Origin of the sequence: Gordonia sihwensis, from assembly GCF_029632925.1 — a bacterium.
In the GTDB taxonomy this organism is placed as follows: domain Bacteria; phylum Actinomycetota; class Actinomycetes; order Mycobacteriales; family Mycobacteriaceae; genus Gordonia; species Gordonia sihwensis.
This window is the reverse complement of record NZ_CP121248.1, coordinates 2,267,341-2,281,849: the sequence shown is the minus strand read 5'-3', so window position 1 is coordinate 2,281,849 and position 14,509 is coordinate 2,267,341. Positions and strand designations below refer to the sequence as shown.

The 14,509-nt window shown below is 67.1% G+C and carries 15 protein-coding genes and 1 tRNA gene; 11 read left to right on the top strand and 5 right to left on the bottom strand.

Annotated elements, in window-relative coordinates:
- Positions 1-67 precede the first annotated feature (67 nt).
- The 7 genes from P5P27_RS10935 to P5P27_RS10905 all read left to right on the top strand — a co-directional run bounded on the left by P5P27_RS10935 (position 68) and on the right by P5P27_RS10905 (position 7,589).
- Positions 68-149 (top strand) — tRNA-Leu (locus P5P27_RS10935).
- 59 nt (positions 150-208) lie between these two features.
- Positions 209-820: an ANTAR domain-containing response regulator gene (locus P5P27_RS10930; protein WP_006895403.1), complete on the top strand. Its 612-nt coding sequence runs from the start codon at positions 209-211 to the stop codon at positions 818-820.
- A 121-nt stretch (positions 821-941) separates the two neighbouring features.
- On the top strand, positions 942-3,635 hold the full coding sequence (gene polA / locus P5P27_RS10925) for a DNA polymerase I (RefSeq protein ID WP_260868703.1): 2,694 nt from the start codon (positions 942-944) through the stop codon (positions 3,633-3,635).
- 154 nt (positions 3,636-3,789) lie between these two features.
- Positions 3,790-4,854, top strand: coding sequence for an isocitrate/isopropylmalate dehydrogenase family protein (locus tag P5P27_RS10920; protein WP_062367738.1), 1,065 nt, complete (start codon positions 3,790-3,792; stop codon positions 4,852-4,854).
- Between the two features lie 95 nt (positions 4,855-4,949).
- On the top strand, positions 4,950-5,852 hold the full coding sequence (locus tag P5P27_RS10915) for an ABC transporter substrate-binding protein (protein WP_045536784.1): 903 nt from the start codon (positions 4,950-4,952) through the stop codon (positions 5,850-5,852).
- A gap of 4 nt (positions 5,853-5,856) precedes the next feature.
- Positions 5,857-6,801: an amino acid ABC transporter permease gene (locus tag P5P27_RS10910; RefSeq protein WP_006895408.1), complete on the top strand. Its 945-nt coding sequence runs from the start codon at positions 5,857-5,859 to the stop codon at positions 6,799-6,801.
- Positions 6,802-6,836: 35 nt separating this feature from the next.
- The gene (locus tag P5P27_RS10905) at positions 6,837-7,589 is read left to right on the top strand and encodes an amino acid ABC transporter ATP-binding protein (protein WP_006895409.1); all 753 of its coding nucleotides are present in this window, start codon (positions 6,837-6,839) and stop codon (positions 7,587-7,589) included.
- 9 nt (positions 7,590-7,598) lie between these two features.
- Here P5P27_RS10905 and P5P27_RS10900 read toward each other — a convergent pair whose 3' ends face one another.
- Positions 7,599-8,507, bottom strand: coding sequence for a VOC family protein (locus P5P27_RS10900; protein ID WP_006895410.1), 909 nt, complete (start codon positions 8,505-8,507; stop codon positions 7,599-7,601).
- Between the two features lie 128 nt (positions 8,508-8,635).
- Between P5P27_RS10900 and P5P27_RS10895 the strand changes: the two genes are divergently transcribed.
- Complete coding sequence (locus P5P27_RS10895; RefSeq protein WP_278123943.1) at positions 8,636-9,088, top strand: MarR family winged helix-turn-helix transcriptional regulator; 453 nt, start codon at positions 8,636-8,638, stop codon at positions 9,086-9,088.
- Here P5P27_RS10895 and P5P27_RS10890 read toward each other — a convergent pair.
- From P5P27_RS10890 to P5P27_RS10875, 4 genes are all read right to left on the bottom strand, one after another.
- Positions 9,076-9,369 carry a DUF2277 domain-containing protein gene (locus tag P5P27_RS10890; RefSeq protein ID WP_006895412.1) on the bottom strand — a complete coding sequence of 98 codons (294 nt, stop codon included), beginning with the start codon at positions 9,367-9,369 and terminating at the stop codon, positions 9,076-9,078. The genes P5P27_RS10895 and P5P27_RS10890 overlap by 13 nt on opposite strands.
- A gap of 9 nt (positions 9,370-9,378) precedes the next feature.
- Positions 9,379-9,840 carry a DnaJ family domain-containing protein gene (locus tag P5P27_RS10885; protein WP_062367741.1) on the bottom strand — a complete coding sequence of 154 codons (462 nt, stop codon included), beginning with the start codon at positions 9,838-9,840 and terminating at the stop codon, positions 9,379-9,381.
- A 165-nt stretch (positions 9,841-10,005) separates the two neighbouring features.
- Positions 10,006-10,821, bottom strand: a complete 816-nt coding sequence (locus P5P27_RS10880) for a class I SAM-dependent methyltransferase (protein ID WP_006895414.1) — start codon at positions 10,819-10,821, stop codon at positions 10,006-10,008.
- 83 nt (positions 10,822-10,904) lie between these two features.
- The gene (locus P5P27_RS10875; protein WP_006895415.1) at positions 10,905-11,435 is read right to left on the bottom strand and encodes a 2'-5' RNA ligase family protein; all 531 of its coding nucleotides are present in this window, start codon (positions 11,433-11,435) and stop codon (positions 10,905-10,907) included.
- A gap of 216 nt (positions 11,436-11,651) precedes the next feature.
- Between P5P27_RS10875 and rpsA the strand changes: the two genes are divergently transcribed.
- The 3 genes from rpsA to P5P27_RS10860 all read left to right on the top strand — a co-directional run bounded on the left by rpsA (position 11,652) and on the right by P5P27_RS10860 (position 14,494).
- Positions 11,652-13,121, top strand: coding sequence for a 30S ribosomal protein S1 (rpsA, locus tag P5P27_RS10870; protein ID WP_006895416.1), 1,470 nt, complete (start codon positions 11,652-11,654; stop codon positions 13,119-13,121).
- A gap of 124 nt (positions 13,122-13,245) precedes the next feature.
- Positions 13,246-13,920 carry a DUF1361 domain-containing protein gene (locus P5P27_RS10865; RefSeq protein ID WP_062367742.1) on the top strand — a complete coding sequence of 225 codons (675 nt, stop codon included), beginning with the start codon at positions 13,246-13,248 and terminating at the stop codon, positions 13,918-13,920.
- A gap of 202 nt (positions 13,921-14,122) precedes the next feature.
- A complete protein-coding gene (locus P5P27_RS10860; RefSeq protein WP_062367743.1) occupies positions 14,123-14,494 on the top strand; it encodes a hypothetical protein in 372 nt (123 codons plus the stop codon).
- The last annotated feature ends 15 nt before the right edge of the window (positions 14,495-14,509 follow it).

Below are 14,509 nucleotides of genomic sequence, written 5' to 3'. Positions count from 1 at the left end.
CGCGGCATGGGGCGGATGCGCGATCCGGACCAGAGCATGAGTACACTTGCATCTCGCACCACCACCGGCCCCGGTGGCGAAATTGGCAGACGCGCCGCACTCAAAATGCGGTCTCTAACGAGGTGCCGGTTCGAGTCCGGCCCGGGGCACGTATGGATTCTGCGTTCGGCGCAGATGCGTGACCGCCGTCAGCGATCGGAGCGAAGCGATGAACGACCCCGACAAGCCGGCGAGCAGAGTCGTTGTCGCCGAGGATGATTCGCTGATCCGCATGGATCTGATCGAGATGCTGCGCGACGAGGGATACGACGTCGTCGGGGAGGCCCCGAACGGTCAGGTCGCCGTCGATCTGGCCGAGCAGCTCCGTCCCGACGTCGTCATCATGGATGTGAAGATGCCGGTCCGCGACGGCATCGACGCGGCCAGCGAGATCGCGCGCAAGAGGATCGCACCCGTCGTCATGCTGACGGCGTTCAGCCAGCGTGAGTTCGTCGAACGTGCCCGCGACGCCGGCGCGATGGCGTACCTGGTCAAGCCGTTCAACCAGGCCGACCTCGTCCCCGCGATCGAGGTGGCGCTCAGCCGGTATCGTGAGCTCAAGGTGCTCGAGGCTGAGATCGCCGACATGTCAGGCCGTTTCGAGGCCCGGAAACTCATCGAGCGGGCGAAGGGTCTGCTCATGGACAAGCAGGGAATGACCGAGCCGGAGGCCTTCCGCTGGATTCAGCGGAACGCGATGGACAAGCGCGCCACGATGAAGGCCGTCGCCGAGATCGTGGTCGACACGCTCGGCGACGGGACCGACCAGCCGCGGTCGTAGCGGGCTGCCGCGACTGTCCGACCCACGCCCTAGACTCGTCTGCGTGAGTGCAGCGCAGACAACGAACAAGTCGGGTGCGGGGACCAGAGCCGCGGGCAAGGCGGGCGGCAGGCCGACGCTGATGCTTCTGGACGGTCACTCGCTGGCCTACCGGGCGTTCTTCGCGTTGCCCGCCGAGAACTTCAAGACGAACACCGGCCAGAGCACCAACGCGGTCTACGGCTTCACGTCGATGCTGATCAATCTGCTGCGCGACGAGGAGCCGAGCCACATCGCCGCCGCGTTCGACGTCTCCCGGCAGACCTTCCGGTCGGAGATGTTCCCCGAGTACAAGGCGCAGCGGAGTTCGTCGCCCGACGAATTCCGGGGCCAGGTCGACCTCACCAAGGACGTCCTCGACGCGATGGGCATCCCGGTGATGGCGATCGAGGGGTACGAGGCCGACGACATCATCGCCACGCTCGCGACGGCCGCCGACCGCCAGGGGTACCGGGTCCTCGTCGTCACCGGCGACCGCGACTCACTGCAGCTGGTCAACGAGAACATCACCGTGCTGTATCCGAAGCGCGGGGTGTCGGAGCTCACCCGTTTCACCCCCGAAGAGGTGGAGAAGAAGTACGGCCTCACGCCGTCGCAGTATCCGGACTTCGCCGCGCTCCGAGGCGACCCCAGCGACAACCTCCCGGGCATCCCGGGGGTCGGGGAGAAGACGGCGGCCAAATGGATCCGCGAATACGGCTCGTTCGAGGAACTGGTGAACCGGGCCGATGAGGTGCGGGGCAAGGTGGGTGATTCACTGCGCGCCAATCTGGCCGGCGTCATCATGAACCGCAGGCTGACCGAACTGGTCCGCGACATGGAGTTGCCCGCCGGCCCCGACGACCTGGCCCTGCACGGCTGGGACCGGGACCGGATCCACCGGCTCTTCGACGATCTCGAGTTCAAGGTCTTGCGCGACCGGCTGTTCTCCACCCTGACCTCGGTGGAGCCCGAGGCGGAGTCGGGCTTCGACCTGCGGGGGACGCGACTGGGCTCGGGTGAGGTGGCCGGGTGGCTGGCCGAACACACCGCGTCGGGGCGCAGCGGACTCGCGGTGACCGGTCGGCGCGCGGTGGTCGGCAGCGACGTCGAGTCGCTCGCTATCGCCGGGTCCGACGGAGAGGCCGCGTTCATCGATCCCACCTCGCTGAGTGTGGACGACGATGCGGCGCTGGCGGATTGGCTGGCCGACGAGACCCGGCCCAAGGCCGTGCACGAGGTGAAGTGGGCCCTGCACGCGCTCCGCGGACGCGGGTGGACGCTGGCCGGAGTCACCTCCGACACCGCTCTCGCCGCGTATCTGGTGCGGCCGGGACAGCGGACCTTCAACCTCGACGACCTCGTGCTCCGGTACCTGCGACGCGAGCTCAAGGCGGACGACGCCCAGACCGACGACGGTCAGCTCTCGCTGCTCGACGACGACGCCGACGCGCAGCGCGCGGCAGATCAACTGATGCTGTCGGCCCAGGCTGTCGCCGAACTCGCCGACACGCTGGACACGGAACTGGAGCGGATCGAGGGCTCGGCGCTGCTGCGAGAGATGGAACTTCCGCTCGCGTTCGTTCTCGCCGAACTGGAGTGCGCGGGCATCGCCGTCGACGTCGAACACCTGGACGCGCTCGAGCGCGGGTTCGCGCAGCGGGTGCGCGACGCGGCCGAGGCGGCGTACGAGGTGATCGGCGAGCAGGTGAACCTCGGGTCGCCCAAACAGCTGCAGGCGATCCTCTTCGACAAGCTCGACATGCCGAAGACGAAGAAGACCAAGACCGGCTACACCACCGACGCGGACGCTCTCACGTCGTTGTACGAGAAGACCGAGCATCCGTTCCTGAAGCATCTGCTCGAGCATCGCGACGCCACCCGGCTGCGGGTGACGGTGGAGGGCCTCCAGAAGACCGTCGCGGACGATCAGCGCATCCACACCACGTTCAATCAGACCGTGGCGGCGACGGGTCGGCTGTCCTCGACGGACCCGAACCTGCAGAACATCCCGGTGCGCACCGATGCGGGCCGCCAGATCCGGCATGCCTTCGTGGTGGCGCCGGGCCCGGTGCCGATCGGGGCCGCGCCCGTGGAGTTCGAGAGCCTGATGACGGCCGATTACTCGCAGATCGAGATGCGGATCATGGCGCACCTCTCGGAGGACGAGGGACTGATCGAGGCCTTCAACACCGGTGAGGACCTGCACAACTTCGTCGGTTCGCGTGCCTTCGGGGTTCCGGTGGACCAGGTGGACCCGCAGATGCGTTCACGGGTCAAGGCGATGTCGTACGGCCTGGCCTACGGGTTGTCGGCATACGGTCTGGCCGCTCAGCTCGGGATCAGCCGCGAAGAGGCGAAGCAGCAGATGGAGCAGTACTTCGATCGCTTCGGCGGCGTCCGCGACTATCTTCACCGCGTCGTCGAGGAGGCGCGCCGGAACGAGTACACGGCCACCCTGTTCGGCCGGCGCCGGTATCTGCCCGACCTCAACTCCGACAACTTCCAGCGTCGTCAGGCCGCCGAGCGGATGGCGCTCAACGCCCCCATTCAGGGCACCGCCGCCGACATCATCAAGGTGGCGATGATCAACGTGCAGAACCGGTTGCGGGCCGAGAAGCTGTCGTCGCGGATGCTGCTGCAGGTGCACGACGAACTGGTGATCGAGGTAGCCCGGGGCGAGCGGGAGACGGTGGAGGCGGTGGTCCGCGCCGAGATGGGCGGAGCGATCGAGCTCTCGGTTCCACTGGAGGTCTCGGTCGGCTACGGCCGGAGTTGGGACGACGCCGCGCACTGACCCGAACAGGGTTGTCGAGTAAGCGCAGGAGCGAAGCGACGGAGCGCATCGAGACGAACACCAGCCGCGGTGACTCCGCGACAACGTGGCGACGGTCAGCCGAAGTATGGGACCTTCTCTTACAGAGACAGTCCCGATGAACAGGAACCCGCGAATGACAGACACGCTCCGCCTCGCAGTCCTCGAGGGCGACGGAATCGGACCCGAGGTGGTCCCGGTGGCCGTGGACGTCGCGACCCGGGCCCTCGCGGCACAGGGGCTGACGGTGGAGACCACCGCGCTGCCGTTCGGTGCCGCCGCCGTCGAGTCCGACGGCGCGCCCGTGCCCGCGAGCACGCTCGACGCGCTGGAGAAGTTCGATCTCTGGGTGGTCGGACCGCATGACAGCGCCTCGTACCCGGCCGAAGTGCGGTATCCGCCGCCGGGCGCGGTGTTGCGCAAGCAGTTCGGTCTGTACGCGAACCTGCGGCCCGCCCGGGCTGTCTCCGGTGTGACGGCGACCGCGCCCGACATCGATGTCCTGGTGGTCCGGGAGAACAGCGAGGGACTGTACGCGGACCGGAACATGACGATCGGCAGCGGCGAGTTCATGCCGACGCCGGACGTCGCGCTCGCGGTGGGCGTGGTCACCCGCGCGGCGTCCGAACGCATCGCGGTCGAGGCTTTCGAAGCGGCACGGCGGCGGCGCGGGCACGTCACCGTGGTGCACAAGGCCAACGTGCTGCGACTGACGACGGGACTGTTCCGGGACGAATGCCTCGCGGTCGCCGAGCGTTACCCGGACGTCCGGGTGGACGAGCAGCACGTCGACGCGATGGCGGCGCTGCTGGTGCGTCGCCCGGCTGACTTCGATGTGATCGTCACCGAGAACCTGTTCGGCGACATCCTGTCGGACCTGGCGGCTGAACTATCCGGTTCCCTCGGCCTGGCCCCGTCGATCAACGCCTCGGACACGCGCGCCATGGCGCAGGCGGTGCACGGCGCCGCACCGGACATCGCCGGCCGCGGCATCGCCGATCCGGTCGCCATGATCGGTTCGGGCGCCATGCTGCTGCGCTGGCATGCTGCGCGTTCGGGCGACAGCCGACTGTCGGCAGCGGCCGATGCGATCGACGGCGCGGTGGCCCATGTGCTCGGTGAGGGGATCGCCACGGCCGACCTGGGCGGCGGTGCGTCGACCTCGGAGTTCGGGGCGGCGGTCGCGGCGCAGGTCGGCTGAATCTCGCCCCGGTCGGCCGCGGCGGCCGGCGAACCCGTCATACTCATAGACTCCGGGGGATCACACCGATCCCCGGTCACGACGGAGAGGTGCCGATGCGAGTGCGATCGCTGCGCGTGCGGGTGCTGGCCGGTGTGGCGGCCGCGGCGCTCGCAGTTCCCGTGCTGTCGGGCTGCGTGGTCGACGAGTCGGCGCTCGACACCAAGCCGATAACGGTGAAGGTGGAGAAGCAGCCCGAGATCGCCGCGATGCTGCCCGCGAGCATTCGAGAATCCGGAGTGCTGCGTGTGGGTACCAACCCGCCGTACCAGCCGAACGAGTTCAAGGACCGAGAAGGTCACATCATCGGATTCGACGTCGACCTGATGAACGCCGTGGCCGGCGTCCTCGGGCTGCGGGCCGAGTACAGCGAGTCCGACTTCGACAAGATCATCCCCGCGATGCAGGGCGGCACGTTCGATCTGGGGATGTCGTCGTTCACCGACTCGCTGGAGAGGCAGAAGGAGGTCGACTTCGTCGACTACTTCAGCGCCGGAATCAAATGGGCGCAGAAGGTGGGCAGGGGGATCGACCCGGACAACGCCTGCGGCCTCCGCGTCGGAGTGCAGAGCACCACGGTCGAAGACACCGATGAGGTCCCCGCCAAGAGCGCCGCATGCGAGAAGGCGGGCAAGGACCCGATCATCAAAGTCAAGTTCGAAACCCAGGATCAGGTGGTGAACGCCTTGCTCCTGGGCCAGATCGACGCGTTCTCGGCCGATTCTCCGGTGACCGCGTACGCGATCAAGAAGACCGACGGTCAGCTCGAGGAAGTGGGGCCGCTGTACGACGCGGCGCCGTACGGGTGGCCGATCGTCAAGGGCTCTGCGCTCGGACCCGCTCTGCAGGCAGCCCTGCAGTACCTCATCGACAACGGTCAGTACGAGAAGATCGCCACACATTGGGGAGTGGAAGCAGGAATGATTCAGCGATCCGAGATCAACGGAGCGAAGGGCTGAACCGATGACGGCAAGTGACATCCGGGCCGGCGACACGGCGGAGACCCCCGCACCGATCAAGGCCGTCCCCCTCCGGCATCCCGGACAGTGGATCGCCGCTGTGATCATTCTCGGGCTGGTCGGGCTCTTCGTGTACGGCGCGGCCACCAATCCCGCCTACCACTGGTCCACCTACGGCAAGTACCTGTTCGAAGAACGCATCCTGTCGGGTGTCGGATACACGCTGGCGCTGACCGTCCTCGCGATGATCATCGGGGTGATCCTCGGCGTGATCCTGGCGGTGATGCGGATGTCGCAGAACAAGGTGCTCAGTTCCGCGGCCTGGGTGTACCTGTGGGTATTCCGTGGCACTCCGATCTTCGTTCAGCTGGTCCTGTGGGGGCTCGTCGGTTCGCTCTACAAGACCGTCCGGGTCGGCATACCCTTCGGCCCGACCGCGTTCGAAATCGACATCCAGGCCTTCAGCCTCAAGTACGTCTTCCTGATCGCCGTGATCGGGCTCGCCCTCAATGAGGCCGCGTATATGGCGGAGATCGTCCGCGCCGGCATCTCCTCCGTGGGCGAAGGACAGATGGAGGCGTCGGTGGCGCTGGGCATGTCGTGGTGGCAGACGATGCGGCGAATCGTGCTGCCACAGGCGATGCGGGTGATCATCCCGCCCACCGGCAACGAGGTCATCAGCATGCTCAAGACCACCAGCCTCGTGGCCGCGGTGCCTTTCAGCCTCGAACTGTACGGCCGCCAACGGGATATCTCGGGCGTCAACTTCCAGCCGATCCCGATGCTGCTCGTGGCGTCGACGTGGTATCTGGTCGTCACCTCGGTGCTGATGATCGGGCAGCACTTCGTCGAGAAGCACTACGAGAAGGGTGCCTCGCGCGAGCTGTCGGAGGGCCAGCTGCAGGCGCTCGCCGCCGCCAACAAGACGGTCGTGGAGGAGGGCAAGTGACGGACACCGGTGTTTCGTCCGACGGCGGCCGACCGATGGTGCTGGCCGACCGCGTATGCAAGAACTTCGGTGCCCTTCAGGTGCTGAAGGGTGTGTCCATCGAGGTGCAACCCGGCGAGGTCGCATGTCTGATCGGCCCCTCGGGCTCGGGGAAGTCCACCTTTCTGCGGTGCGTCAATCACCTCGAGAAGGTCAACGCCGGACGTCTGGAGGTGGACGGCGAACTGATCGGTTATCGAGAGCGCGGCGGCCGACTCTACGAGCTCAGCCCGCGCGAGGCGGCCAGGCAGCGCCGCGACATCGGGATGGTGTTTCAGCATTTCAACTTGTTTCCGCACCGGACCGCGCTGGAGAACATCATCGAGGCTCCGGTCCTGGTCGGCGGGAAGTCCAAGAGCGAGGCCACCGAGCGCGCTCTGGACCTGCTGAGCCAGGTGGGCCTGCGGGCCAAGGCCGACGCCTACCCGGCCCAGCTCTCGGGCGGACAGCAGCAGCGCGTCGCCATCGCCCGCGCGCTCGCCATGGATCCGAAGCTGATGCTCTTCGACGAGCCGACTTCGGCTCTCGACCCGGAACTCGTCGGCGACGTGCTGGCGGTCATGCGGACCCTCGCCGCGGAGGGGATGACGATGGTGGTGGTCACCCACGAAATGGGCTTCGCCCGCGAGGTGGCCGACCAGTTGGTCTTCATGGACGGTGGAGTGGTGGTCGAACGCGGGGATCCCCGTGAGCTGCTGTCGAACCCGCAGCAGGCGCGAACCCAGGAGTTCCTCTCCAAGCTGCTGTAGCGGGCCCGCTCACACGGTGGCGATCGGCGTGAGGATCCCGGGCGGATCGGTCCGGGCCGCCTCGGTGAAGCGGTGGCCCCAGAAGCTCGGCTTGCGGTAGGTGCGGGCGATCCAGCTCAGGTCGTCGACCACCAGACCCCCGTAGCCGAGCTCCAGCTGAAACCCCGACGGCGTCCCGACATAGGTCGATGTCATGAGGTCGTTCGAGTGCCGGCCGAGCGTCTGCATCACCGGGACGCGATGCTTCTCGACCAGGTCGATCGCGCGGCCGAGATCGTCCATGTGCTGGTATTCCAGCATCAGGTGGTTCACGCCGATGTGGCCGGGCGCCTCCGCGAGCGCCAGCGAGTGGTGGCGGCCGTTGACGTGGTAGAACCGCACGTCGAAGTGATCCGACACGATTCGGTCGGAGAGCCGGAATCCGAGTACCCCGGAATAGAACTCGTCGGCTTCCGCGAGGTCCGGTACCTGGTAGACGATGTGTCCCAGCCCCTGATCGCCCGTCACGAACCCGCCGCGCATGGTCCGTCCCGCGCGGAACGAGTTGGGGGTGGCGCCCTTGCCCCAGGACAGTTCGTGGCGAAGTCCCCACGGGTCGGTGAACCAGGCCAGTTCGGCGACGCCGCGGTCGCGCAGGACCGGTGCGTCGGCCCACTCCAGGCTCAATCCGCGGCGCGCGAGATGCTCGGCGAACGCGTGCAGATCGGTCTCGTTGGCCAAGCCCCAGCCGGTGTATCGGAGTTCGTCGGTAGCGCCGGGGTGGATGCAGATGCGGAAGTCGACGTCGTCGACAGCGAGCCGGACCGTACCGTCGGGCGTTCGGCTGTGAATCATCGCGCCGACGATCTCGGGTCCGTAGGTCGACCAGTCCGACGAGCGCGGTGAGCCGAAGCCGACGTACGAGAGTTCTTGAATCATTCGAGAGTCCTTCGCTTGGGGAACGTGTTCTCGCGTCTGAAGGTAGACCGCAATAATGAATGGGTCAACCAACAATTATGATCCATAACGAAATCGGTGAGAGTTGCCGCACTCGATAGGCTGACGGGATGACAGGTAAGGCGCCGCCAGAAGACCTTCTCGGCGATTCGCTGAGCGCACGGCTCGGCTTCCAGTTGGTGAAGGCGGCGATCGGGGTGCGCCGGGCGTATGCGGCGGAGCTGAGACGGCACGGGCTCCTGCCGCATCAACACGCGATCCTCGCGGTGCTCGTCGACGGCGAGGGGCTCTATCAGCGGCAGCTCGCCGAGGCGGTGCGCGTCGATCCGCCCGATCTCGTTCCGTACATCGACGGCTTGGTGAAGGAGGGGCTGGCCGCGCGTTCCCCGGACCCGAAGGATCGGCGTCGGCAGATCGTCACGATCACCCCTGCCGGCACCGAGCGGCTCGGTGAGGCCGACAGGGGCCTGGACGTGGTCGAGTCGGCGTTGTTCCGTCGGCTCTCGTCCTCCGGTCGGAGTCGATTGCGCAAGGTATTGGCGGAGATCGATCAGGAGGACTGAATCGGTCGGCGCGCCTCGCGCGCCGCGATTCGTGCTCGTACTTCGGGACGCCGCAGCGGCGGGACGGTTCGCGGAGGCTGCCTGCGGGCCGGAAGTGCGTCGAGGAGTTCAACGGTCGCCGCGGTCACGGCGTCTACCGCCGTCTCGATCGCGTCGTGGTTGGCGTCGGTGACTTTGCGGATTCCGGAGACCTTCCGCACGTACTGCAGCGCGGCTGCCCGGATCTCTTCGTCAGTCGCTGCCGGCTCAAGGCCGCGCAGTTCGGTGATGTTGCGGCACATGAGCCCAGGCTACGCCGCGCCGCCACGTCTCGTGCCCGGAGCGGAGTCGGTCGCGATCTCAGCGTGCGTGCGAGCCTGCTCGGCTCGAGCCGCCCGGCGGGCGGCCCACGCGCCGATGGTCGCCTCGACGTCGCGCGGCATCGTGATCAGTGGCGGCCCTTCCGGGGTCTGATACCGGGCGTTGACCGCCCGGGTGTTGAAATCCTCCACCTCGCGGCGCGCGGCCCGCTCGCTGGACATCGCATCGAGTTCGGCGTCGAGTTCGGCGTCGTCCTTCCGCAATTGGAGGGACGGCGGCAGTGAGACGAGCCGCTCTCGCTTCAAGTAGCGCTTGATCCACCAATCCGGGTCGTCGTGGTCTGACAGATCGAGAGGTTCGCCGGCTCCGGGCAGATCGTCGAAGTCGCCGCGTCGAGCTTGACGCTGGGTGACCGTCAGCGGGTTGCGTGCGCGCAGTGAGTCGAAATCCATTGGTGCACGCGGGAGGGTGGTCTGGGTGGTTTCGACTCGCTCCGCTCGCTCAACCAGCGGGAGGGCCGGGTTCGCTCGTCGGCGGGAGGGTTGGGTTCGCTCGGTCGGCGGGAGACCCGAGACGGCGGACGGTCGCGCCGTCGAGACTCGACGGCTCTGCGCGCCTCATTCGGGCTTGCGGCAGACGAAGATGGCGGTGCCCGGGAAGTAGGAGCCCCGCAGCGGCGACCACTGGCCCCACTCGTCCTCGAGGTCGTCGGGCCACTCCGGCTCGACGATGTCCTCCAGCAGTAAACCCGCGGCGACGATCTCGCGAACGCGATCACCGATCGTCCGGTGGTGTTCGACGTACGTGACTTCGCCGTCGTCGCCGGTCTCCGAGTATGGGGTTCGCGAGAAGTACGACATACGAACCACGAGACCTTCGGGTCCGGGGTCGTCGAGGAACATCCAGCGAATCGGATGGTTGGTGGCGAACACCCATCGGCCGCCGGGGCGCAGCACCCGCGCGACCTCGCGCATCATGCGGGCCGAGTCGGCGACGAACGGGACGGCGCCGAACGACGAGCAGGCTTTGTCGAACGACTCGTCGGCGAAGGGGAGGTGCTCGGCGCCGGCCTGGACGAGGGGAACCGGTGCGTCGTCGCGCTGCATCGACTCCAGGCCGTGCCGCAGCATGCCGATCGACACGTCGAGACCGATCACGTTGGCGCCCTGGGTTTTCAGCCATCTCGCGCACGGCGCCGAGCCGCATCCGACCTCGAGCACGTCGCGGCCGGCGACGTCGCCGAGAAGCCGGGCCTCCGACTCCCGGTAGCGCTCGGGGCCCCAGACGAACTCGCCTCCCGGTGTGTCGCCGCCGATGAAGTGGCCGTGCTCCTCGTGGTACTCGTCGGCTTCGCCGTCCCACCATGTCCGGTTCGCTCGTTCGCTGACGGCCGAGTCGATCTCACCGAGGACGCGAGGCGGTCGGGAAGTCATGGAGATGGTCCTCTCGTGGCATGGCGTTGGCTCCGAGCCTAGTGACCGCATGCCGGTCACTGAACGCGGAGCACACGTCGACCTCAGCAGCCTCGGCCGGGAATCACCACGTCGACCTTCGCGTCGCCGTCCCACCTGCGGATGGCCGACGCCCGTCCTACGACGGTCGGCCACGACAGCAGTTGCAGCGCGGCCGCGAGCTCGTCGGCAGTCAGTCGCAGCCCGAGCGTCACGTGCGGCGTCCACTGTCCGGGCAGGCTGTGCTGCGCGAGCTCGGTGACCCGTTCGCGGGTGAGCCGGACGATCGTCGCATGGACGGTGAGCAGTTCCGACGACGGCACCACCGCGCGGGCCAGTGTGTACTTGCGGCCGGCGGCGAACACGACCGCGCCGCCGACTCGGAACTCGAAGGGCAGTCGCTGGGCCGTGGAGGCCAGGGCGGAATCGGCGGCGGGCGAGATCGCAGTGCCGGCGAGCAGGGTGCAGTGCGGCCGATTGGTCCGGGCCCGCACCCGGCCCGCGCTCGGCAATCCGGCGGCTTCGAGCGCGTCCCACTGCGCACGAACGGCGGCCTCGGTCTCGGGATCGGGCAGGATCTCGATCGAATGTGCCATCCTCGGCTCCTTCTGTGCGCGCGTCCCGGAGACAGTATTTGTGCAGGTAGGCCCGCAGTAGTACGCTTGCACACGTGTATGCGCGAAGCATGCACTCTGCGCCGACCGGAACGTCACGTCGAGGCGGTGCGCACAATCGAAGGAAACCGGGCGCAGCCTGCGAAGACTGTCCCGTTTACCGTACCTACTAGATACCTGTCCGGAGCAACTCAACATATGTCGTCCCCCACGATTTCCTCGCCGCAAGTAGCCGTCAACGACATCGGCTCGGCCGAGGACTTCCTCGCCGCTGTCGACTCGACGATCAAGTACTTCAATGACGGCGACATCGTCGAAGGCACCATTGTCAAGGTCGATCGCGACGAGGTCCTGCTCGACATCGGCTACAAGACCGAGGGCGTCATTCCCTCGCGCGAGCTGTCGATCAAGCACGACGTCGACCCCAACGAAGTCGTCACCGTCGGCGACGAGGTCGAGGCCCTCGTTCTCACCAAGGAGGACAAGGAAGGCCGCCTGATCCTGTCGAAGAAGCGTGCGCAGTACGAGCGCGCTTGGGGCACGATCGAGGAGCTCAAGGAGAAGGACGAGGCCGTCAAGGGCACCGTCATCGAGGTCGTCAAGGGCGGCCTGATCCTCGACATCGGCCTGCGCGGCTTCCTCCCGGCTTCGCTGGTGGAGATGCGTCGCGTCCGCGACCTGCAGCCGTACATCGGCAAGGAGGTCGAGGCCAAGATCATCGAGCTCGACAAGAACCGCAACAACGTCGTTCTGTCGCGCCGCGCTTGGCTGGAGCAGACCCAGTCGGAGGTCCGCAGCGAGTTCCTCAACCAGCTGCAGAAGGGCCAGGTCCGCAAGGGCGTCGTGTCCTCGATCGTCAACTTCGGTGCGTTCGTCGACCTCGGCGGCGTCGACGGTCTGGTTCACGTCTCCGAACTGTCGTGGAAGCACATCGATCACCCGTCCGAGGTCGTCACCGTCGGCGACGAGGTCACCGTCGAGGTCCTCGACGTCGACATGGACCGCGAGCGCGTGTCGCTGTCGCTGAAGGCCACCCAGGAAGACCCGTGGCGCCAGTTCGCCCGTACCCACGCGATCGGTCAGATCGTTCCGGGCAAGGTCACCAAGCTCGTGCCGTTCGGCGCCTTCGTGCGCGTCGAAGAGGGCATCGAGGGTCTGGTCCACATCTCCGAGCTGGCCGAGCGCCACGTCGAGGTTCCGGACCAGGTCGTCTCCGTCGGCGACGACGCGATGGTCAAGGTCATCGACATCGACCTGGATCGCCGCCGCATCTCGCTGTCGCTGAAGCAGGCCAACGAGGACTACACCGAGGAGTTCGACCCCTCGAAGTACGGTATGGCCGACAGCTACGACGACCAGGGGAACTACATCTTCCCCGAGGGCTTCGACGCCGAGACCAACGAGTGGCTCGAGGGCTACGACAAGCAGCGTGAGGAGTGGGAGGCCCGCTACGCGGAGGCCGAGCGCCGTCACAAGCTGCACACCGCTCAGATCGAGAAGTTCGCCGCGGCTGCCGCCGAGGCGGAGAACGCTCCGAGCGACTACTCGTCGTCGAGCTCGGCTTCGCAGTCGACCTCGTCGAGCAGCGGCCCGGCCCAGACCGGCGGATCGCTCGCCAGCGACGAGCAGCTCGCCGCACTGCGCGAGAAGCTGTCGGGCAACGCCTGATTCACGCGCGGTCGGTCGGAGTGACTGACTGAACAACACCCCGGAACCTCGGTTCCGGGGTGTTGTCGTCTGTCCGGACGAGTCGGGGCGAGCTCGGGCTCGGCCGCTCGCGTACCGTGTGGCCATGCGAGAAGAGCCGACTTCGGACACGATGTCTTTCACCTGGCGCCGGCTCGCCCTGATCGGCGCCCTGGCCGCGACGACGGCGTTGACGATCGTCGTCGGTGTGACCGATCCCCATGCGCCGCTGGTGTATCCGACCCGTTTCCTGATCTGGAACCTATTCCTCGCCTGGCTTCCGCTGCTGATCGCGTGCGCCTTCGTCATCGTGCGAAACAAGCTTGCGCTGATTCCGCTCGGACTCGCGTGGCTGGCCTTCCTGCCCAACGCGCCCTACCTGATCACCGACCTCGTGCATCTGGGCGAAGGCTACGAACTCTGGCGGCACATTCTCCAGTACGGATTCGCGGCATGGACCGGCGTGATGCTCGGCGTGGTCTCGATGCGGCTGGTGCACCGACGCATCGAAGCGGACTGGGGACGGGCCGCGGGCTGGGCCGCCGTCGCCGCATCGGTGATCCTCTGCGCCGTAGGAGTGGTCATCGGCCGATTCCAGCGCTGGAACTCCTGGGATCTCGTGACCCGGCCGGACGCCGTCGTCGCCCAGACGATGGGATGGGTGAGATCACCCTTCGCGCACGTGCAGTCGTCCGGCGTCGCCGTCGCGGTCGCTGTCTTCCTGGCCGCCGCATACCTGACGATGTGGGCCTACGAGTCGATCGGCGCCGCCGGCCACTGACGGCGGCGCCCAACCGCGGTCCGCGGACCGGCGCAACGTCGGATACACCGGTTTTGTCGTAGTCGGTTGATAACTTCCGCCCATGACTGGAATGAACCGTCCCCCGCAGCAGCCGCTCCCCACTCCGCATCCTTCGGTCCCGCATTCTCCGGTGCCGTCAGCACCGGTACCGCCCGCCGGGAGGGGGAGGAGACGCGGCATCGTGCCGTGGATCGCGGCCGGGACGGTGGTTCTCGGCGTCATCGTCGCGGTGATCGTCCTCGTCGTCGTCGACAGCGGGCCGTCACGAGTTACGGCGAGTTCCGTCGTCGCCGAATGCGATTCCAGCTCTTCGACGCTCACTCTTGCCGAAGACGGGAAGACGATCGAATTCACCTATCACCCCGACCGGTCCACCTCCCAGGCCGTGTACGACTGCCTCCTAGAGCAGACGAAGGCACCGTCCAGCGTGGACGCGCGTGTGCTCGGCACGCGCGCCATCGACGGAACGCAGCAGGCCGACTGGGAGGGCTGGGAGATGTTCTGGAACTACCACCCTGATTCGGGAGCTTCGATCACCCTGTCCGAACACTGACGGCGGCGCCGCCGA

What these genes read in the sequence shown, in the direction of transcription:
- P5P27_RS10875 (WP_006895415.1), bottom strand. Translation starts at nt 11,435, where the DNA reads ATGGCACATTCGATCGAGATCCTGCCCGATCCCGAGACCGAGGCCGCC.
- rpsA (WP_006895416.1), top strand. Translation starts at nt 11,652, where the DNA reads ATGTCGTCCCCCACGATTTCCTCGCCGCAAGTAGCCGTCAACGACATC.
- P5P27_RS10905 (WP_006895409.1), top strand. Translation starts at nt 6,837, where the DNA reads ATGGTGCTGGCCGACCGCGTATGCAAGAACTTCGGTGCCCTTCAGGTG.
- P5P27_RS10885 (WP_062367741.1), bottom strand. Translation starts at nt 9,840, where the DNA reads ATGGATTTCGACTCACTGCGCGCACGCAACCCGCTGACGGTCACCCAG.
- P5P27_RS10890 (WP_006895412.1), bottom strand. Translation starts at nt 9,369, where the DNA reads ATGTGCCGCAACATCACCGAACTGCGCGGCCTTGAGCCGGCAGCGACT.
- P5P27_RS10900 (WP_006895410.1), bottom strand. Translation starts at nt 8,507, where the DNA reads ATGATTCAAGAACTCTCGTACGTCGGCTTCGGCTCACCGCGCTCGTCG.
- P5P27_RS10910 (WP_006895408.1), top strand. Translation starts at nt 5,857, where the DNA reads ATGACGGCAAGTGACATCCGGGCCGGCGACACGGCGGAGACCCCCGCA.
- P5P27_RS10895 (WP_278123943.1), top strand. Translation starts at nt 8,636, where the DNA reads ATGACAGGTAAGGCGCCGCCAGAAGACCTTCTCGGCGATTCGCTGAGC.
- P5P27_RS10865 (WP_062367742.1), top strand. Translation starts at nt 13,246, where the DNA reads ATGCGAGAAGAGCCGACTTCGGACACGATGTCTTTCACCTGGCGCCGG.
- P5P27_RS10880 (WP_006895414.1), bottom strand. Translation starts at nt 10,821, where the DNA reads ATGACTTCCCGACCGCCTCGCGTCCTCGGTGAGATCGACTCGGCCGTC.
- P5P27_RS10920 (WP_062367738.1), top strand. Translation starts at nt 3,790, where the DNA reads ATGACAGACACGCTCCGCCTCGCAGTCCTCGAGGGCGACGGAATCGGA.
- P5P27_RS10915 (WP_045536784.1), top strand. Translation starts at nt 4,950, where the DNA reads ATGCGAGTGCGATCGCTGCGCGTGCGGGTGCTGGCCGGTGTGGCGGCC.
- P5P27_RS10930 (WP_006895403.1), top strand. Translation starts at nt 209, where the DNA reads ATGAACGACCCCGACAAGCCGGCGAGCAGAGTCGTTGTCGCCGAGGAT.
- polA (WP_260868703.1), top strand. Translation starts at nt 942, where the DNA reads ATGCTTCTGGACGGTCACTCGCTGGCCTACCGGGCGTTCTTCGCGTTG.